A 17,932-nucleotide genomic window follows, 5' to 3' on the forward strand; every position below is an offset into this window, starting at 1 on the left:
GGCCGGGGCCACGGGGCGGGTGGTGCCGTGGCCGGGGCGGCCAGGCAGATGCCACGGCCGAGAGGCGACGGCGCGGAACTAAGGACGACCTAACAAGACGGGTGCCGACGTGATTTGTAGACTCAACCAGTACGGGCCGCTCTGGCCCCCGAAGCTTTTCCTGGAGCGATGACGGTGGGATCTGGCATGTCCGAGGCGGACGCCGACGTCATCGTCGTAGGCGCCGGCCCCGGTGGCTCGGCCACCGCGCACTACCTCGCCCAGACCGGGCTCGAGGTGCTCCTGCTGGAGAAGGGCACGTTCCCGCGCGACAAGGTCTGCGGCGACGGCCTGACGCCCCGGGCGGTCGCCGAGCTCATCCGCATGGGCGTGCCCACGCCCGAGGACGAGGGCTGGATCCGCAACTGGGGCCTGCGGACCTACGGGGCCGGGTACCGCCTGGAGCTGCCCTGGCCCGAGCTCGCCGAGATGCCGGCCTACGGCCTCGCCCGCTCCCGCATGAACCTCGACGAGACCCTCGCCCGGCACGCGGTCGCCTCGGGGGCGACGCTCCGCGAGGGGATGTCCGTCACAGGCCCGGTCCGCCACGAGCGCTCCGGCCGGATCCTCGGCGTCACCGCCCGCCCGGTCGACGCCGCCGGACGGCGCAGCGGCGACGAGCTCACCCTGCGTGCGCCGCTGGTCGTCGACGCCGGCGGCGTCTCGGCACGCCTGGCCACCTCGATGGGCGTCGAGAAGAACATGAACCGCCCCATGGGCGTGGCCGTGCGCACCTACTTCCGCTCGCCCCGCCATGACGACCCGATGATGGAGTCGCACCTGGAGCTGTGGGACGGCAAGCCGGGAGAGTCGAACCTCATGCCCGGGTACGGATGGGTCTTCGCCCTCGGCGACGGCACCGTGAACGTCGGCCTGGGCTCCCTCTCCTCGACGGCGCGGCCCACCGGGCTGGACTACAAGACGATGTTCCGCACGTGGATGGAGAACGCGCCGGCTGAGTGGGAGCTGACGCCGGAGAACCAGATCGGCGAGCTGCGCAGCGCGGCCCTGCCGATGGCGTTCAACCGCAAGCCGCACTACACCCAGGGGCTCCTCCTGGTCGGGGACTCCGGCGGCATGGTCTCGCCCTTCAACGGCGAGGGGATCGCCTACGCGATGCAGGCCGGGCGCATCGCCGCCGACGTCATGTCGCAGGCCCTGGCCCGCAGCTCGGGGTACGCGCTGGAGAAGACGCTGCGCACCTACCCCAAGATCCTCGCCGAGGAGCTCGGCGGCTACTACAGCCTCGGCCAGGTCTTCGCCCGGATCATCGAGCACCCCGAGATCATGCGGATCTGCGTGCGGTACGGTCTGCCCCGGCCGACACTCATGCGGTTCGTCATGAAGCTCCTCTCCGACGGCTTCGACCGCCGCGACGGGGACTGGATGGACCGGCTCATCACGGCGCTGACGAAGATCGCCCCCGCCTCATGACCGACCGCACCGACACCCTGGGGACCCACAGGACCAAGGACCCAGGTCCGAACCCCTACGCTGAGAATGTCCGTTACCGGCAGGCGCCGACGGCACGCACGACCGTGGAGGCATCATGACCAACCCGTACGTCCCGCTGCTCATCATGATGGCGGTGGCGGCAGCGATGGCCCTCGGGGGCCTCGGGGCGAGCGCGGTCATCGGGCCCAAGCGGTACAACCGGGCGAAGGTGGCCAACTACGAGTGCGGCGTGGATCCCACGCCGCGGGCGCCCAGCGCCGGCCGCTTCCCGGTGAAGTACTACCTGGTCGCCATGACCTTCATCATCTTCGACATCGAGGTGGTCTTCCTCTACCCGTGGGCGGTGGCGTTCAACGAGCTCGCCACCTTCGGGCTGGTGGCCATGCTCGGCTTCATCTTCCTGATCACGGTGCCGTACGTGTACGAGTGGCGCCGCGGCGGGCTCGAGTGGGACTGAGGTAGGACTGATGGGTATCGAGGAGAAGGCACCGGCGGGCTTCATGCTCGGCTCGGTGGAGAAGATCGTCGGCCTCGCACGCAAGAGCTCCATGTGGCCCGTGACGATGGGCCTGGCGTGCTGCGCGATCGAGATGATGGCCACCGGCACGCCCCGCTTCGACATCTCCCGCTTCGGCATGGAGGTCTTCCGCGCCTCCCCGCGCCACGCGGACCTCATGATCGTCTCCGGCCGCGTCAGCCAGAAGATGGCCCCGATCGTGCGCAACGTCTACGACCAGATGCCCGAGCCCAAGTGGGTCATCTCCATGGGCGTCTGCGCCTCCTCGGGCGGGATGTTCAACAACTACGCGATCGTCCAGGGCGTGGACCACATCGTCCCGGTCGACATCTACCTCCCCGGCTGCCCGCCCCGGCCCGAGATGCTGCTCAACGCCATCCTCGCGCTGCACGAGCAGGTCCGGAACTCCCCGCTCGGCGTCAACCGCGTGGAGGCGGCCCGCAAGGCCGAGGAGGCCGCCCTGGCCGCCACCCCCACCCACCGGATGAAGGGACTGCTGGCGTGAGCGAGCGCAACGACGACAAGCAGTCGGCCGCCGACGCCGCCAAGCCCGGCAGCGCCACCGCCGGCATCGGGCAGTCCTCGACGGCCGCCGCCCTCGAGGGCGGGGCCCAGAACATCCCCGCCGGCCCGCTCGGCGGGCGCACCCAGCTCGAGGTCGTCGCCACCCGGCACGGCATGTTCGGCGCGGGGGAGTCGGGGGACACCTCGGGCTTCGGCGGGCTCGTCACCACCGTCGCCCTGCCGCCGGCCTCCGAGCGCCCCTACGGCGGCTGGTTCGACGAGGCCGTCGACATCCTCGTCGAGCTCCTCGCAGAGCAGGGCCTCGACCCCGACGCCGTCATCGAGCGGGTCGTCGTCGACCGCGGCGAGCTGACCCTCTTCATCGCCCGCGAGTACATCGTCACGGTGTGCCGCAACCTCCGCGACGACCAGGACCTGCGCTTCGAGCTGTGCCTGGGCGTCTCGGGCGTGCACTACCCCGGCGACGTCGGGCGCGAGCTGCACGCCGTCTACCACCTCATGTCGGTCACCCACCGCCACAACCTCCGCCTCGAGGTCGCGGCCCCCGACGCCGACCCGCACGTCCCGTCCGTCATCGACGTCTACCCGGGCAACGACTGGCACGAGCGCGAGACGTGGGACCTCATGGGCATCGTCTTCGACGGGCACCCCTCGCTCGCCCGCACCGCCATGCCTGACGACTGGGTGGGCCACCCGCAGCGCAAGGACTACCCGCTCGGCGGCATCCCCGTCGAGTACAAGGGTGCCGTCATCCCGCCGCCCGACACCCGGAGGTCGTACAGCTGATGTCCGCGTCCACCACCCGCCCCACCGCCGCCGGCCCCGCCGGCGAGGCGCCGGGCGCGCCGGAGTTCGTCGCCGAGGGCGGCGACTGGGCCGAGATCGCCGCCGAGGCCGAGCGCCTGGGCGAGGAGCGCATCGTCGTCAACATGGGCCCGGTGCATCCCTCCACGCACGGGGTGCTCCGCCTCATCCTCGAGCTCGACGGCGAGACGGTGCGCGAGCTGCGCGTCGGCACCGGGTACCTGCACACCGGTATCGAGAAGAACATGGAGTACCGTACCTGGACCCAGGGCGTGACGTTCTGCACCCGCATGGACTATGTCGCCCCGTTCTACCAGGAGGTCGCCTACTGCCTCGGGGTGGAGAAGCTCCTCGGCGTCACCGAGCAGGTGCCCGCCCGCGCCACCCTCATCCGGGTGCTCCTCATGGAGCTCAACCGGATCGCCTCCCACCTCGTGGCCATCGGCACCGGCGGCAACGAGCTCGGCGCGACGACGATGATGACGGTGGCCTTCCGCGGCCGCGAGGACATCCTGCGCATCTTCGAGCGCATCACCGGCCTGCGGATGAACCACGCCTACATCCGTCCCGGCGGCGTCGCCCAGGACCTGCCCCCGGGGACCACCGACTACGTCCGCGAGCTGCTGCCGAACATCCGCCTCTCGGTCAAGGAGCTGCAGGACCTGACGGTGGAGAACCCGCTGTTCAAGCTCCGCCAGCAGAAGGTCGGCTACATCTCCCTGGCAGGGTCGATGGCACTGGGCCTGACCGGGCCCTGCCTGCGTGCTGCCGGCCTCCCGCTCGACCTGCGCAAGGACCAGCCGTACTGCGGCTACGAGACCTTCGACTTCGACGTCCCGGTCCGCGACTACTCCGACCCGTACAACCGTACGATGGTCCGGTTCGAGGAGTGCTACGAGTCCATCAAGATCGTCGTCCAGGCTCTCGACCGCCTCGACGCCACGCCCGGCCCGGTCATGGTGGCCGACAAGAAGGTCGCCTGGCCCGCCCAGCTGTCCATCGGCAGCGACGGCCAGGGCAACTCCCCGGAGCACATCAAGGAGATCATGGGGACCTCCATGGAGTCCCTCATCCACCACTTCAAGCTCGTCACCGAGGGCTTCCGCGTCCCAGCCGGGCAGGTGTTCCAGCAGGTCGAGCACGCCAAGGGCATCCTGGGCGTCCACCTCGTCTCCGACGGCGGCACCCGCCCGTGGCGGGCGCACTTCCGGGACCCGTCCTTCGCCAACCTCCAGTCCACGGCGATGATGTGCGAGGGCGGCCAGCTGGCCGACGTCGTCGTCACCCTCGCCTCCATCGACCCCGTCCTGGGAGGGGTGGACCGCTGATGAGCGAGTCGTTCGCACCCGAGGCCGACGCGCGCCTGCGCTCCGAGGCCGCCGAGCTGATCTCGCGCTACCCGGACTCCCGGTCGGCGCTGCTGCCCCTGCTGCACCTCGTGCAGTCCGAGGACGGCTACGTCTCCCCGCGCGGCATCGCGCTGTGCGCGGAGCTGCTGGACCTGTCCCGCGCCGAGGTCTCCGCCGTGGCCACGTTCTACAGCCAGTACAAGCGCCACCCCAACGGCGAGTACACGGTCGGCGTGTGCACCAACGCGCTGTGCGCCGTCATGGGCGGCGACATCATCTGGGAGCGGCTCTCCGAGCACCTCGGCGTGGGCCACGACGAGACGACGGCGGACGGGCGGATCACCCTCGAGCAGGTCGAGTGCAACGCGGCCTGCGACTACGCCCCCGTGGTCATGGTCAACTGGGAGTTCTTCGACAACCAGACGCCCACGTCCGCGGTCGACCTCGTCGACCAGATCGCGGCCGGCCGGCCCGTGCACCCCACCCGCGGGGCGAACACGGTCGCCACGTTCAAGGAGGTCGAGCACGTCCTCGCCGGGTTCGAGGACGGCCGTGCCGACGAGGGCGTGGGCGCGGGGGAGGCCAGCCTCCTCGGGCTGCGCATCGCCCGGGACAAGGGATGGATCGCGCCGCGCGTCGTCGCCGACGGCGAGGCCGGCGGCCGGGCCGGCGGGGACTCGCAGGTGCCCACGGAGTCGGCTCAGGCTGCGGAGGACCTCACCTCGCCGCCGGTCGGCGTGGAGGGCTCCAGCGCCGACCGCCAGCCGGTCACCGAGCGCGACGTCTCGCCGGAGACGGTCCGCGACGAGCACAAGGGGAATGTCGAATGAGCCTCACCGAGCCGGGCCGGCTCACCCCGGTCCTCACCGACATCTGGGACGCCGAGCGGTCCTGGAAGCTCGACACCTACCGCGACCGCGGTGGCTACGAGGGCTGGCGCACGGCCCTGACGATGGCCCCCGAGGACGTCGTCGGCGTCGTCAAGGACTCGGGCCTGCGCGGGCGCGGCGGCGCCGGGTTCCCCACCGGGCTGAAGTGGTCGTTCCTGCCCAAGCCCGACGGCGGACCGCGCTACCTCGTGGTCAACGCCGACGAGTCCGAGCCGGGCACCTGCAAGGACGTCCCGCTCATGATGGCCAACCCCCACTCGCTCATCGAGGGCATGGCCATCACCTCCTACGCCATCGGCGGCAACGTCGCGTTCATCTACCTGCGCGGCGAGGTCGTCCACGTCTACCGCCGGCTCATGGCCGCGGTGCGCGAGGCCCGCGAGGCGGGTCTCATCGGCAAGGGCCTGGGCCCGAACGGCGACTACGACCTGGAGATCGTCGTCCACGCCGGCGCCGGTGCGTACATCTGCGGCGAGGAGACCGCCCTGCTCGACTCGCTGGAGGGTCGGCGCGGCCAGCCCCGCCTCAAGCCGCCGTTCCCCGCCGTCGCGGGCCTGTACGCCCGCCCGACCGTGGTGAACAACGTCGAGTCCATCGCCTCCGTGCCGGGCATCCTCGCCCACGGCAAGGACTGGTTCACCTCGATGGGCACGCCCAAGAGCACCGGTCACGGCATCTTCTCCGTCTCCGGGCACGTGCGGAACCCCGGCCAGTTCGAGGTCCCGTTCGGCATCACCATGCGCGAGCTCATCGAGCTGGCCGGCGGCATGCGCGAGGGCCGGAAGCTGAAGTTCTGGACCCCTGGCGGGTCCTCGACCCCGATCTTCACCGAGGCCGAGCTCGACGTCCCCCTCGACTACGAGGCCGTCGGGGCCGCGGGCTCCATGCTCGGGACCCGGGCGCTGATGGTCTTCGACGACACCACCTCCGTGGTGCGCGTCATCGCGCGGTGGACCGACTTCTACCAGCACGAGTCCTGCGGGAAGTGCACGCCCTGCCGCGAGGGCACCTACTGGATGAAGCAGGTCATGCATCGGCTCGAGGCCGGCAAGGGCCTGCCGAGCGACGTCGACCTCCTTCTCGACGTGGCGGGGAACATCGCCGGGCGCTCCTTCTGCGCGCTCGGCGACGCCTCCGCGACCCCCATCCAGAGCGGGATCAAGCACTTCCGCGCCGAGTTCGAGGCCGGGACGCACACGCCCGCCTGGGAGCTCTTCCCCTACGAGGCCTCCGCCCTCTTCAGCGAAGCAGGTGTCCGATGACAGCCACGACCGACCGCCCCACGACCGATGCCGTGGAGCTGCTGACGGTCACGATCGACGGCGTGGAGGTCCAGGTGCCCAAGGGCACCCTGATCATCCGCGCCGCCGAGCGCGCCGGGATCCAGATCCCGCGCTTCTGCGACCACCCGCTGCTCAAGCCCGCCGGGGCGTGCCGCCAGTGCCTCGTCGACGTGGCGATGCCGGACCGCGAGGGCAACGTCAAGCCGATGCCCAAGCCGCAGACCTCCTGCACGATGGAGGTCGCCCCGGGCATGGTCGTGGCCACCCAGCACACCTCCGACGTCGCCGACAAGGCCCAGCACGGGATCATGGAGTTCCTCCTGATCAACCACCCGCTGGACTGCCCCGTCTGCGACAAGGGCGGGGAGTGCCCCCTGCAGAACCAGGCCATGAGCAACGGCCGCTCCGCGACCCGGTTCGTCGACATCAAGCGGACGTTCCCCAAGCCGCTGAAGATCTCCACCCAGATCCTCCTCGACCGCGACCGCTGCATCCTGTGCCAGCGCTGCACGAGGTTCTCCGACGAGATCGCCGGCGACCCCTTCATCGCCCTCCAGGGCCGCGGCGGCGGCGCCCCCGGACGCGAGCGCCACGCCCTCAACGGATCCCAGATCGGCACCTTCGACTCCAAGGTGCTGGGCATCGCGGACGACGAGGTCCCGGTGGTCCGCGCCGTCGACCTCACCGGTCCCGACGGTGAGGCGGGCGTGGCCGGCTCGCTCTCCTCCGGCCCGCTCGGCGCGGCGGAGATGGACAGCTCGGGCCGCCCGTTCGCGTCGTACTTCTCCGGCAACACGATCCAGATCTGCCCCGTCGGGGCGCTGACCTCGGCGAGCTACCGCTTCCGGGCCCGCCCGTTCGACCTCGTCTCGACCGCGTCCGTCGCCGAGCACGACGCCGGCGGCTCCGACATCCGCGTCGACCACCGCCGCGGCACGGTCGTGCGCCGGCTCGCCGGCAACGACCCCGAGGTCAACGAGGAGTGGATCACCGACAAGGACCGCTTCGCCTTCACGTGGCAGAGCGCCCCGGACCGCCTCACCCTCCCGCTGGTGCGGGAGGAGGAGACCGGTGAGCTCGTGCCCACGAGCTGGTCCGAGGCGCTGGACATCGCCGCCACCGCGCTGGCCGCGGCCCGCGCCGACGGCGGGGTGGGCCTGCTCCCGGGTGGACGCCTCACCCTCGAGGACTCCTACGCCTGGTCGAAGTTCGCCCGGGTCGCCCTGGGCACCAACGACATCGACCACCGCTCGCGCGTGCACTCCGCGGAGGAGGCGCAGTTCCTCGCCCAGCACGTGGCCGGACGCGGCCTGGGCGTGACGTTCGGCGACCTCGAGCGCGCCGGGCAGGTCCTGCTCGTCGGCCTCGAGCCCGAGGAGGAGTCCGGCACGATCTTCCTGCGGCTGCGCAAGGGGATGCTCGCCGGCACCGTCAAGGTCGCCACGATCGCACCCTTCGCCACCCGCGGGGCCACCAAGATGCGCGCCCAGCTCGTCACGGCGGCCCCGGGCACCGAGCCGGAGGTCGTCGACGCCGTGCGCGCCGCGTCCTCCGAGCCCGAGCTCGCCGAGCTCGCCGCCCGGCTGGCGGCCCCCGGCGCGGTCATCCTCGTGGGTGAGCGCGCCGCCGCCGTGCGCGGCACCCTCACCGCCGTCGTCGCCCTGGCCGAGCGCACCGGCGCCCGGCTCGCCTGGGTCCCGCGCCGCGCCGGCGAGGTCGGCGCCGTCGAGGCCGGCCTGCTGCCCGGGCTCCTGCCCGCCGGCCGCCAGGTCGCCGACGCCGGCGCCCGGATCGACGCCGGCGCCGTCTGGGGTGTCGAGCAGCTGCCCGGCCAGCCCGGCCGGGACGTCACCGGCATCCTGCGCGCTGCCCGCGAGGGGGCGCTCAAGGCGCTCGTCGTCGGCGGTGTCGAGCCGCTCGACCTGCCCGACCCGGCCCTGGCCCGCGAGGCCCTCGCCGCCGTCGGGTTCGTCCTCCAGCTCGAGGTGCGCCGCTCGGAGGTCACCGAGCACGCCGACGTCGTCCTGCCCGTCGCGCCGCCGGCGGAGAAGGCCGGCACGTTCGTCAGCTGGGAGGGTCGCCGCCGTCCGTTCGGCCAGGTCCTGGTCTCCCGGTCGATGTCGGACCGTCAGGTCCTGCAGAGCCTCGCCGCCGAGATGGGCGTGGACCTGCGCGTGGGCGACCTCACGGCCCTGCACGCCGAGCTCGGCGAGCTCTCCGGCTGGGAAGGTGCCCGACCCGGCGCCCCCGAGGTGGCCCCCGCCGCCCTGCCGGCGCCCGGCACGGGCGAGGCCGTCCTGGCCACCTGGAAGCTCCAGCTCGACTCCGGACGCCTCCAGGACGGCGAGCCGCACCTCGCCGGCACCGCCCACCGCCCGGTCGCCCGGGTCTCGGCGGCGACCGCCGCCGGTCTCGGCCTGGCCGAGGGCGCCCCGCTGACCGTCACGGGTCCCGCGGGGAGCGTCACCCTGCCCGTCTCGATCACCACCATGCCCGAGCACGTGGTGTGGCTGCCGCAGAACTCGCCCGGCTCCAGCGTCCACGCCATGCTCGGTGCGGGCGCCGGCGCGGTCGTCACGCTCTCGGCCAAGGAGGACCGATGACCACGCTGCTGCCGGCCACCGCCGCGCTGCCCTCAGCGGACTTCAGCCAGGACACCTGGTGGATCGTCCTGCTCAAGGCGGTCTTCATCCTCGTGTTCCTCCTGCTGTCGGTGCTCATGGCCCTGTGGGTCGAGCGCCGCGGACTGGGACGGATGCAGACCCGTCCGGGCCCCAACGTCCACGGCCCCATGGGCCTCCTCCAGGCCGTCGGCGACGCGCTCAAGCTGGTCCTCAAGGAGGACTTCACGATCAAGGGCGCGGACAAGATCGTCTTCGTCCTGGCGCCCTTCATCGCCGCGTTCTCCTCGTTCATGGTCTACGCCGTGCTGCCGTTCGGTCCGGCGGTGTCGATCTTCGGCGTCACCACCCCGCTCCAGCTCACCGACATCCCCGTCGCGGTCCTGTACATCCTGGCGATCACCTCCTTCGGGGTGTACGGCCTGGTGCTGGGCGGCTGGTCCTCGAACTCGACCTACCCTCTGCTCGGCTCGGTGCGCTCCTCGGCCCAGGTCATCTCCTACGAGCTGAGCATGGGCCTGTCGCTCGTGAGCGTCTTCCTCGTCTCCGGCTCGATGTCGACGTCGCAGATCGTCGATGCGCAGACCCAGCTGTGGTGGGTCGTCGCCCTGCTGCCCGCGTTCGTCGTCTACTACATCTCCATGGTCGGGGAGGTCAACCGCCTCCCGTTCGACCTGCCCGAGGCCGAGGGCGAGCTCGTCGCCGGCCACATGGTCGAGTACACGTCGATGAAGTTCGCGTGGTTCTTCCTCGCCGAGTACATCAACATGTTCAACGTCTCCGGCGTGGCGGTCACCCTCTTCCTCGGCGGCTGGCGCGCCCCGTGGCCCCTGTCGACCTTGGGTGACGGTGTCCTCAACACCGGCTGGTGGCCGATGCTGTGGTTCGTGGCCAAGGTCTGGGTGGTCATGTTCACGATGATCTGGATCCGCGGCACGCTCCTGCGCCTGCGCTACGACCAGTTCATGAAGCTGGGCTGGAAGGTCCTCATCCCCGTCGCGCTGGTGTGGCTCGTCCTCGTCGCCGTGGTCCAGGGCGTGCGCCAGTTCACCGACACCGACCTCACGACGATGTTGCTGTGGATCGCCGGGGTCTTCGCCGTGCTCATGGTGGTGCTGCTGGTGTGGCCGGCCGGCAAGGACGACGAGCCCGCGGAGGAGGCGCCGGCCACGCGCGCCGACATCGTCCCCGGCACCAGCGACTTCGACGCGTTCGCCGGCGGCTACCCCGTCCCGCCGATGCCCGGCCAGGTGCTCCCGCCCTCGCCGCGGCGCGCCCGGCGCGAGGCCGCCGCCATGGCCGCACAGACCCAGGAGAAGGAGGGCCACGATGGCTGAGGACAACGGCGGCGCGCTCGGTCGCCGCGACCGGCGCCGCGGCGAGGTCGCCAGGTTCGACCCCACAGCGCTCGGACCGGCGCAGAAGGGCCCGGTCGGGCAGTTCTTCGCCCCGGTCGCGGGCTTCGGGGTGACGATCTCGTCGATGTTCCGGCCGATCGTGACGGAGCAGTACCCCTTCGAGAAGGTCCCCACCCAGCCGCGCTACCACGGTCGTCACCAGCTCAACCGCTACGCCGACGGCCTCGAGAAGTGCATCGGGTGCGAGCTGTGCGCCTGGGCGTGCCCCGCCGACGCGATCTACGTCGAGGCCGGCAACAACACCCCCGACGCCCAGTTCTCGCCGGGCGAGCGGTACGGCCGCGTCTACCAGATCAACTACCTGCGGTGCATCTTCTGCGGGCTGTGCATCGAGGCGTGCCCCACCCGGGCGCTGACGATGACCAACGAGTACGAGCTCGCCGGGCCCACCCGCGAGGGCCTCATCTACGAGAAGCAGGACCTCCTGGCGCCCATGCTCGAGGGGATGCTCGCCGCCCCGCACCCCATGGCCGAGGGCACCGACGACGACGACTACTACCGCGGCGAGATCACCGGACCGACCGAGGACCAGGTCGCCTGGGTGCGCGAGCGGCGCGCCGGCGACCCCACCCTCGGCACGGCCCGCGTCGCCTCGCCCGTGGGGGGGAGCACCAAGTGACCACGCTGCCCGCCGTCCTGCCGGCGACCCTGGCCCAGACCGGCACGGTCAGCGGCGGCGAGACCCTGCTCTTCTGGGTCCTCGCCCCGATCATGGTGCTGGCGGCCCTCGGCCTGGTGTTCGCCCACAAGGCCGTCTACGCAGCCCTGTGCGCCGTCGTGGTGATGATCTCCCTGGCGTTCCTCTACGTCGCCCAGGGCGCCCCGTTCCTCGGCGTCGCCCAGGTGGTGGTCTACACCGGCGCGATCATGATGCTGTTCCTCTTCGTGCTCATGCTCGTCGGCGTCGACGCCTCGGACTCCCTGCACGAGACGATCAAGGGCCAGCGCTGGGTCGCGGCCCTGGCCGGCCTCGGGCTCGCGCTGGTGCTCGTCGGGCTCGTCGTCACGACGACGATGCCCGACCCGGTCGGGATCGAGGCGGCCAACGCCGACTCCAACCCCGTGGGGGTCGCCCGGCTCATCTTCTCCGACCACGTGCTGACGATGGAGCTGACCGGGGCGCTGCTCATCACCGCCGCGCTCGGCGCGGTGACCCTCACCCACCGCGACCGGCTCACCGCGCGGCTGTCCCAGAAGGACGTCGCGGACGCCAAGATGCGCGCGTTCGCCGAGTGGGGCGCCTCGATCGCCCAGCAGCCCGCCCCCGGCGTGTACGCGCGGTCCAACGCCGCCAGCGTGCCCGCCCTGTCCGCGGCGGGGCAGCCCATCGAGGACTCGGTGCCGCGCGTGCTGCGCATCCGCGGCCAGCAGGTGTCCATCGGTGAGGTCGCACCCGAGGTCGTCGAGGCGGTCGCCCGCCGCCGCGGAGCCACGCCCACGGCCGCCGACGTGCCCCAGTCCGGGCTGCCCGGCATGCCGGGCGAGCCGCCGCCGGCCCTGCCCGCGGCGCGCCAGACCCCGGCCCTGACCGAGAACGCCGAGGACGGTAACCGATGAGCCTGCTCAACTACCTGGTGCTCTCGGGCATCCTCTTCGCCATCGGTGCCACCGCGGTGCTGCTGCGCCGCAACGCCATCGTGGCGCTGCTGGGCGTGGAGATCATGCTCAACTCCTCCAACCTCGCCCTGGTGACCTTCGCCCGCCTCCACGGCAACCTCACGGGTCAGGTGATCGCCTTCTTCGTCATGGTCGTCGCCGCCGCGGAGGTCGTGGTCGGCCTGGCGATCATCGTGTCCATCTTCCGAACCCGCAGGTCCGCGTCGGTCGACGACGTCAACCTGCTGAAGAACTGACCGGGAAGGCGTGAACACCACCATGCTGGGTTCTCTCACCGTGCCCACGGCCCTCCCGCTGGCCCTGCCGGGCGCCGTCGCCGAGCCGTCCGCCGCCTCCGGCGCCGCGTCGCTGGCCTGGCTCCTCGTCGCCGTGCCGCTGCTCAGCGCGGGCCTGCTGCTCGTCGCCGGACGCCGCGCCGACCGCTGGGGCCACTGGCTCGGGGTGCTCGCCTCGGCGGCGTCCTTCGTCGTCGGGCTCCTCGTCATCCTCCAGCTCCTCGGGCTCCCCGCCGAGGAGCGGGTCATGGACGTCCACCTCTTCAGCTGGATCCCGGCCGGGGACCTCAGCGTCGACGCCGGGATGCGGGTCGACCCGCTGTCGATGACCTTCGTCATGCTCGTGACGTTCGTCGGCACGCTCATCCACATCTACTCCGTGGCCTACATGGAGCACGACCACGACCGGCGCCGGTTCTTCGCCTACCTCAACCTCTTCGTCGCGGCCATGCTCCTGCTCGTCCTCGCCGACAGCTACGTGCTGCTCTTCGTCGGCTGGGAGGGCGTGGGCCTGGCGTCGTACCTGCTCATCGGGTTCTGGAACTACCGCACCGACTACGCCGTCGCCGCGAAGAAGGCGTTCGTCATGAACCGGGTGGGCGACGTCGGCCTGCTCCTGGCGATGATGACGATGTTCGCCGCGTTCGGCGCCGTGGATTTCGCCACGGTCTTCAGCTCCGCCGCCGGCGCGGGGGAGGGGCTCCTCACCGCGATCGGGCTCCTCCTCCTGCTCGCCGCGACGGGCAAGTCGGCCCAGTTCCCGCTCCAGGCCTGGCTCGGCGACGCCATGGCCGGCCCGACGCCGGTCTCGGCGCTCATCCACGCCGCCACCATGGTCACCGCCGGCGTCTACCTCGTGGTGCGCTCCGGCCCGATCTACGACGGGGCACCGACCGCGCTGCTCGTCGTGGCGATCGTCGGCGCCATCACGCTGCTGTTCGGTGCGATCGTCGGTTCCGCCAAGGACGACATGAAGAAGGTCCTCGCGGCCTCGACGATGTCCCAGATCGGCTACATGATGCTCGGCGCGGGCCTGGGTCCCGTCGGCTACGCGTTCGCCGTCTTCCACCTCGTGACCCACGGCTTCTTCAAGGCCGGGATGTTCCTCGGGGCCGGCTCGGTCATGCACGGCATGAACGACCAGGTGGACTTGCGCCGGTTCGGCAACCTCTCGAGGTTCATGAAGATCACCTGGATCACCTTCATGATGGGGTGGCTCGCGATCCTCGGCGTCCCGCCGTTCTCCGGCTTCTGGAGCAAGGACAAGATCATCGAGTCCGCCTACGTGGGCGAGGGCTGGCAGCCCTGGGTGCTCGGCACCGTCGCGCTGCTCGGCGCCGGGATCACCGCGTTCTACATGTCCCGCATGTTCTTCATGACCTTCCACGGCAAGGCGCGGTGGACCACCGCCGAGGAGGGTGCCGAGCAGGATCCGCACGAGTCCCCGGCCCTCATGACGGTCCCCATGATCATCCTCGCGGTGGGCTCGGTCGGGCTGGGCTGGATCATGGCCGCCGGTGACGGCTTCGTCACCTGGCTCGAGCCGGTCACCGGCACCGTCGAGCACCACGAGCCCGTGCTCCCGGTGCCCGTCATCGTGGGCGCCACCATCGTGCTCGTCCTCCTCGGCGCGTTCCTGGCCTGGCGTCGCTACGGCGCCGCCGAGGTGCCGGTGGTGGCGCCGGCGGGCTCGCCGCTCGTCGTCGCGGCCCGCAACGACCTGTACCAGGACGCCGTCAACGAGGGCGTCTTCATGCGGCCGTCCCAGTACCTCACCCGCTCACTCGTCTACGCCGACTCCGCCGTCGTCGACGGGGCCGTCATGGGGGTGGCCCGGGGGACCTCGGGCACCGGCCGCGTCCTGGCCCGGCTCCAGAACGGTTACGTCCGCACCTACGCCGCGACGATGCTCGCCGGTGTGGTGCTCGCCCTGGTCGTCGTCCTCGCCTCGCGCGTCTAGGGCACAAAGGAAGAGGTAGAGGAAGTTGCAGACTATGAACGAGGCCTTCCCGTGGCTGACGGTCCTCATCGCACTCCCGGCCGCGGCCGCCCTGCTGCTGTGGCTCGTGGCTCCGCTGCACCGGGTGGCACGGCCCTTCGCCCTGGCCGTGTCCTTGCTCGAGCTCGCCCTCGCCGTCGTGGCGGCGACGCAATTCGACGTCGCTGCCGCCGGGGAGGTCCAGCTCGGTGAGGTCACCCCGTGGATCCCGCAGCTGGGCGTCTCGTGGGCGCTGGGCGTCAACGGGCTCGGCCTGGTCATGGTCCTGCTCGCGGTGGCGCTCGTGCCGCTGGTCGTCCTCGCCGCATGGCGCGACCAGGAGGTGGCCGTGCCGGGCACGGTCGTCGAGCGGCGCCAGATGGGCTACGTCGCGCTCGTGCTCCTCCTCGAGGCGCTCATGGTGGCGGTCTTCGCCGCCCGGGACGTGTTCCTCTTCTACGTGCTGTTCGAGGCGATGCTCATCCCGGTCTACTTCCTCGTGGGCAGCTACGGCGGGCCCCGCCGGCGCACCGCGGCCCTGAAGTTCCTCCTGTACTCCCTCGCGGGCGGGCTCATCATGCTCGTCGGCGTCGTCGCGGTGTACCTCGCCGGGCCCGGGGGCGAGCAGGGCTTCCTCGTGGACTCCCTCGCCGGCAACCTCACCACGAGCGTGTGGGGCGAGCGGCTGCTGTTCCTCTCGTTCTTCATCGCATTCGCGATCAAGGCGCCGATGTGGCCGGTGCACACCTGGCTGCCGGACACGGCGCAGCAGGCTCCGGCCGGCACGTCGGTCCTGCTCGTCGGCGTCCTGGACAAGGTCGGCACCTTCGGGATGATCACCCTGACGATCCCGCTCTTCCCCGCGGCCGCCGAGTGGGCCGCGCCGGTCATCATCGCCCTCGCACTCGTCTCGATCATCTACGGCGGGCTGCTGGCCGTGGGCCAGCGCGACATCATGCGGATGATCGCCTTCACCTCGGTCAGCCACTTCGGCTTCATCGTCCTGGGCATCTTCGTCCGCGAGGAGGTGGCGCTGGCCGGCGCGATGGTCTACATGGTCACCCACGGCGTCTCCACCGGGGCGCTGTTCTTCGCGGCCGGGTTCCTCACCGGCCGCGGTGGCACCCAGCAGATCCCCGCTTACGGCGGCATGCAGCGCGTCACCCCCGTCCTGGCCGGCACGTTCCTCGTCGCCGGCCTCGCCACGATCGCCCTGCCCGGCCTGAGCGGGTTCGTCCCGGAGTTCCTCGTGCTCCTGGGCACCTTCCGGGTCTCGGTCGTCGCCGGCGTCGTCGCCGTCCTCGGTGTCATCATCGCCGCGCTGTACATCCTGCTGCCGTACCAGCGGATCTTCACCGGCCCGCCCCAGGAGAGCCTCCTGGCGGTGCGCGACCTGCGGGCCCGGGAGAAGTGGGTGGTCGGCCCGCTCGTGGCCGCGATGCTCGCACTCGGCTTCTACCCCGCCCCGGTCATCGACGCCGTGACCCCCCTGGCCGCGCAGCTCGCCCTCGACCAGCCCAGCTCCGTGGGGTCCGCCGACGCGGCCCACCTGCCGGCGTCCACCGCCGGGACGCACGAGGAGAACAAGTGAACACGTTCGTCGCACCCACCGTCGAGTGGGCGGCCCTGACCCCGATCCTCATCGTCCTGGGGGCCGCCGTCCTCGGTGTCCTCCTCGAGGCCTTCGTACCGCGGCCGGCCCGCCGGGCCGTGCAGCTGGTGCTGAGCCTGCTCGCCACCGCCGCCGCGCTCGTCGCCGTCGTGTGGCGCTGGACGGTCGTCGAGGCCGAGGGTCCGCGCGAGATCGTCGGCGGCGCGCTCATCGAGGACGGTCCGACCCTGGCGTCCCAGGCGATCCTCGCGCTCGTCGGGTTCCTCGGGCTCCTCGTCATCGCCGACCGGACCGAGTCGGGCGAGGGCGCGTTCGTGGCCATGGCTGCCTCGCGGCCCGGCTCGCCCGAGGAGGCGGACTCCACCCGCGCGGCCTGGGTCCAGACCGAGGTCTTCCCTCTGACCATGTTCGCCCTGACCGGGATGCTGGCCTTCCCGGCCGCCGGCGACCTGCTGACCCTCTTCGTGGCGCTGGAGGTGCTGTCGCTGCCGCTGTACGTCCTCGCGGGCATGGCGCGGCGCCGCCGCCTGCTGTCCCAGGAGGCTTCCCTGAAGTACTTCCTCCTCGGGGCGTTCGCCTCCGCGTTCGTCATCTTCGGCATCGCCCTGCTCTACGGCTACTCCGGGTCAGTGCGGCTGGCCGACCTCGCGCAGGCGGTCCCGGCGACCGTGGGCCTGGACTGGCTCCTGCTCGGCGGCTCGGTCCTGGTCATCGTGGGCCTGCTGTTCAAGGTCGGCGCCGTGCCCTTCCACGCCTGGACCCCCGACGTCTACACCGGCGCCCCCACCCCGGTGACGGGGTTCATGGCGGCCGCGACCAAGGTGGCGGCCTTCGGGGCGCTCCTGCGCTTCGTCTACGTCGTCGTGCCGGACCTCGGCTGGGACCTCGCCCCGTTCATGTGGGCGGTGATCATCCTCACCATGCTCGTCGGCACGGTGCTCGGCATCATCCAGACCGACGTCAAGCGGATGCTGGCGTACTCCTCGATCGCCCACGCCGGCTTCGTGCTCATCGGCGTCATCTCGCTGCGGTCGCAGGGCATCTCCTCGGTCCTCTTCTACCTCCTCGCCTACGGCCTGGCGACGGTCGGCGCGTTCGCGCTGGTCACCCTCGTGCGCGAGCGTGACACGGAGGGCAACGTCACCGGCGAGGCGACGCACCTGTCCCAGTGGGCGGGGCTCGGGCGGCGCAGCCCTGCCGCAGCCGTCGCGATGGTGGTGTTCCTGCTCTCATTCGCGGGCATCCCGCTCACCGGCGGCTTCATCGGGAAGTTCGCGGTGTTCTCCGCCGGCGTCGACGGCGGGGCCTGGGTCCTCGTCCTCCTGGCCGTGCTGGCCTCGGCCGCGACGGCGTTCTTCTACGTGCGCCTCGTCGTGCTCATGTTCTTCACCGAGCCCGACGGCGAGACCACCGCGGTGGTGGCCTCGGAGGGCCTGACCACGGTGGCGGTGGGCGTCGCCGTCGTCGGCACCGTGCTGCTCGGTGTCCTGCCCGGCCCGGTGCTCGACCTCGCCGCGCAGGCGGCGGTGTTCCTTCCTTGAGTACCGTT

At 71.5% G+C, this 17,932-nt stretch carries 15 protein-coding genes; all 15 read left to right on the plus strand.

The genetic code is table 11. The features are described 5' to 3' along the window. The first annotated feature begins 186 nt into the window (after window positions 1-186). The 15 genes from EDD32_RS09640 (at window position 187) to nuoN (ending at window position 17,924) form a co-directional block, all read left to right on the plus strand. Window positions 187-1,473, plus strand: a complete 1,287-nt coding sequence (locus EDD32_RS09640) for a geranylgeranyl reductase family protein (protein ID WP_123916999.1) — start codon at window positions 187-189, stop codon at window positions 1,471-1,473. Window positions 1,474-1,588: 115 nt separating this feature from the next. Next, window positions 1,589-1,951: an NADH-quinone oxidoreductase subunit A gene (locus EDD32_RS09645; RefSeq protein ID WP_123917001.1), complete on the plus strand. Its 363-nt coding sequence runs from the start codon at window positions 1,589-1,591 to the stop codon at window positions 1,949-1,951. Between the two features lie 10 nt (window positions 1,952-1,961). Then, window positions 1,962-2,516, plus strand: coding sequence for an NADH-quinone oxidoreductase subunit B (locus EDD32_RS09650; RefSeq protein ID WP_123917003.1), 555 nt, complete (start codon window positions 1,962-1,964; stop codon window positions 2,514-2,516). Further along, window positions 2,513-3,322, plus strand: coding sequence for an NADH-quinone oxidoreductase subunit C (locus EDD32_RS09655; RefSeq protein ID WP_123917005.1), 810 nt, complete (start codon window positions 2,513-2,515; stop codon window positions 3,320-3,322). The genes EDD32_RS09650 and EDD32_RS09655 overlap by 4 nt, the downstream gene beginning before the upstream one ends. Further along, the gene (locus tag EDD32_RS09660) at window positions 3,322-4,668 is read left to right on the plus strand and encodes an NADH-quinone oxidoreductase subunit D (RefSeq protein ID WP_123917007.1); all 1,347 of its coding nucleotides are present in this window, start codon (window positions 3,322-3,324) and stop codon (window positions 4,666-4,668) included. The genes EDD32_RS09655 and EDD32_RS09660 overlap by 1 nt, the downstream gene beginning before the upstream one ends. Continuing rightward, window positions 4,668-5,519 carry an NADH-quinone oxidoreductase subunit NuoE gene (gene nuoE / locus EDD32_RS09665; protein WP_123917009.1) on the plus strand — a complete coding sequence of 284 codons (852 nt, stop codon included), beginning with the start codon at window positions 4,668-4,670 and terminating at the stop codon, window positions 5,517-5,519. Before EDD32_RS09660 ends, nuoE begins: the two co-directional genes overlap by 1 nt. Beyond that, entirely contained in the window at window positions 5,516-6,841 is a 1,326-nt protein-coding gene (gene nuoF, locus EDD32_RS09670) for an NADH-quinone oxidoreductase subunit NuoF (RefSeq protein WP_123917011.1), read from the plus strand. Before nuoE ends, nuoF begins: the two co-directional genes overlap by 4 nt. Beyond that, window positions 6,838-9,465 carry an NADH-quinone oxidoreductase subunit G gene (locus tag EDD32_RS09675; RefSeq protein WP_123917013.1) on the plus strand — a complete coding sequence of 876 codons (2,628 nt, stop codon included), beginning with the start codon at window positions 6,838-6,840 and terminating at the stop codon, window positions 9,463-9,465. The genes nuoF and EDD32_RS09675 overlap by 4 nt, the downstream gene beginning before the upstream one ends. Continuing rightward, entirely contained in the window at window positions 9,462-10,820 is a 1,359-nt protein-coding gene (nuoH, locus tag EDD32_RS09680) for an NADH-quinone oxidoreductase subunit NuoH (protein ID WP_123917015.1), read from the plus strand. Before EDD32_RS09675 ends, nuoH begins: the two co-directional genes overlap by 4 nt. Beyond that, window positions 10,813-11,520 carry an NADH-quinone oxidoreductase subunit NuoI gene (gene nuoI, locus EDD32_RS09685; protein ID WP_123917017.1) on the plus strand — a complete coding sequence of 236 codons (708 nt, stop codon included), beginning with the start codon at window positions 10,813-10,815 and terminating at the stop codon, window positions 11,518-11,520. The genes nuoH and nuoI overlap by 8 nt, the downstream gene beginning before the upstream one ends. Next, a complete protein-coding gene (locus EDD32_RS09690) occupies window positions 11,517-12,458 on the plus strand; it encodes an NADH-quinone oxidoreductase subunit J (RefSeq protein ID WP_123917019.1) in 942 nt (313 codons plus the stop codon). Before nuoI ends, EDD32_RS09690 begins: the two co-directional genes overlap by 4 nt. Beyond that, window positions 12,455-12,754 (plus strand): NADH-quinone oxidoreductase subunit NuoK, encoded by a 300-nt coding sequence (gene nuoK / locus EDD32_RS09695; RefSeq protein WP_123917021.1) that lies wholly within the window; start codon window positions 12,455-12,457, stop codon window positions 12,752-12,754. Before EDD32_RS09690 ends, nuoK begins: the two co-directional genes overlap by 4 nt. A gap of 22 nt (window positions 12,755-12,776) precedes the next feature. After that, window positions 12,777-14,753 carry an NADH-quinone oxidoreductase subunit L gene (gene nuoL, locus EDD32_RS09700; RefSeq protein ID WP_123920432.1) on the plus strand — a complete coding sequence of 659 codons (1,977 nt, stop codon included), beginning with the start codon at window positions 12,777-12,779 and terminating at the stop codon, window positions 14,751-14,753. A gap of 34 nt (window positions 14,754-14,787) precedes the next feature. After that, complete coding sequence (locus EDD32_RS19485) at window positions 14,788-16,362, plus strand: NADH-quinone oxidoreductase subunit M (protein WP_246006070.1); 1,575 nt, start codon at window positions 14,788-14,790, stop codon at window positions 16,360-16,362. Then, window positions 16,359-17,924: an NADH-quinone oxidoreductase subunit NuoN gene (nuoN, locus tag EDD32_RS19490; RefSeq protein ID WP_246006071.1), complete on the plus strand. Its 1,566-nt coding sequence runs from the start codon at window positions 16,359-16,361 to the stop codon at window positions 17,922-17,924. The genes EDD32_RS19485 and nuoN overlap by 4 nt, the downstream gene beginning before the upstream one ends. Window positions 17,925-17,932: the final 8 nt, after the last annotated feature.

Source organism: Georgenia muralis (assembly GCF_003814705.1).
GTDB lineage: Bacteria > Actinomycetota > Actinomycetes > Actinomycetales > Actinomycetaceae > Georgenia > Georgenia muralis.

Bases quoted from the DNA above. Each gene is read 5' to 3' on its own strand.
- nuoH (WP_123917015.1), top strand. From the start codon at position 9,462: ATGACCACGCTGCTGCCGGCCACCGCCGCGCTGCCCTCAGCGGACTTC.
- nuoE (WP_123917009.1), top strand. From the start codon at position 4,668: ATGAGCGAGTCGTTCGCACCCGAGGCCGACGCGCGCCTGCGCTCCGAG.
- nuoI (WP_123917017.1), top strand. From the start codon at position 10,813: ATGGCTGAGGACAACGGCGGCGCGCTCGGTCGCCGCGACCGGCGCCGC.
- EDD32_RS09675 (WP_123917013.1), top strand. From the start codon at position 6,838: ATGACAGCCACGACCGACCGCCCCACGACCGATGCCGTGGAGCTGCTG.
- nuoL (WP_123920432.1), top strand. From the start codon at position 12,777: ATGCTGGGTTCTCTCACCGTGCCCACGGCCCTCCCGCTGGCCCTGCCG.
- EDD32_RS09645 (WP_123917001.1), top strand. From the start codon at position 1,589: ATGACCAACCCGTACGTCCCGCTGCTCATCATGATGGCGGTGGCGGCA.
- EDD32_RS09660 (WP_123917007.1), top strand. From the start codon at position 3,322: ATGTCCGCGTCCACCACCCGCCCCACCGCCGCCGGCCCCGCCGGCGAG.
- nuoF (WP_123917011.1), top strand. From the start codon at position 5,516: ATGAGCCTCACCGAGCCGGGCCGGCTCACCCCGGTCCTCACCGACATC.
- EDD32_RS09650 (WP_123917003.1), top strand. From the start codon at position 1,962: ATGGGTATCGAGGAGAAGGCACCGGCGGGCTTCATGCTCGGCTCGGTG.
- EDD32_RS09640 (WP_123916999.1), top strand. From the start codon at position 187: ATGTCCGAGGCGGACGCCGACGTCATCGTCGTAGGCGCCGGCCCCGGT.
- EDD32_RS19485 (WP_246006070.1), top strand. From the start codon at position 14,788: ATGAACGAGGCCTTCCCGTGGCTGACGGTCCTCATCGCACTCCCGGCC.
- nuoK (WP_123917021.1), top strand. From the start codon at position 12,455: ATGAGCCTGCTCAACTACCTGGTGCTCTCGGGCATCCTCTTCGCCATC.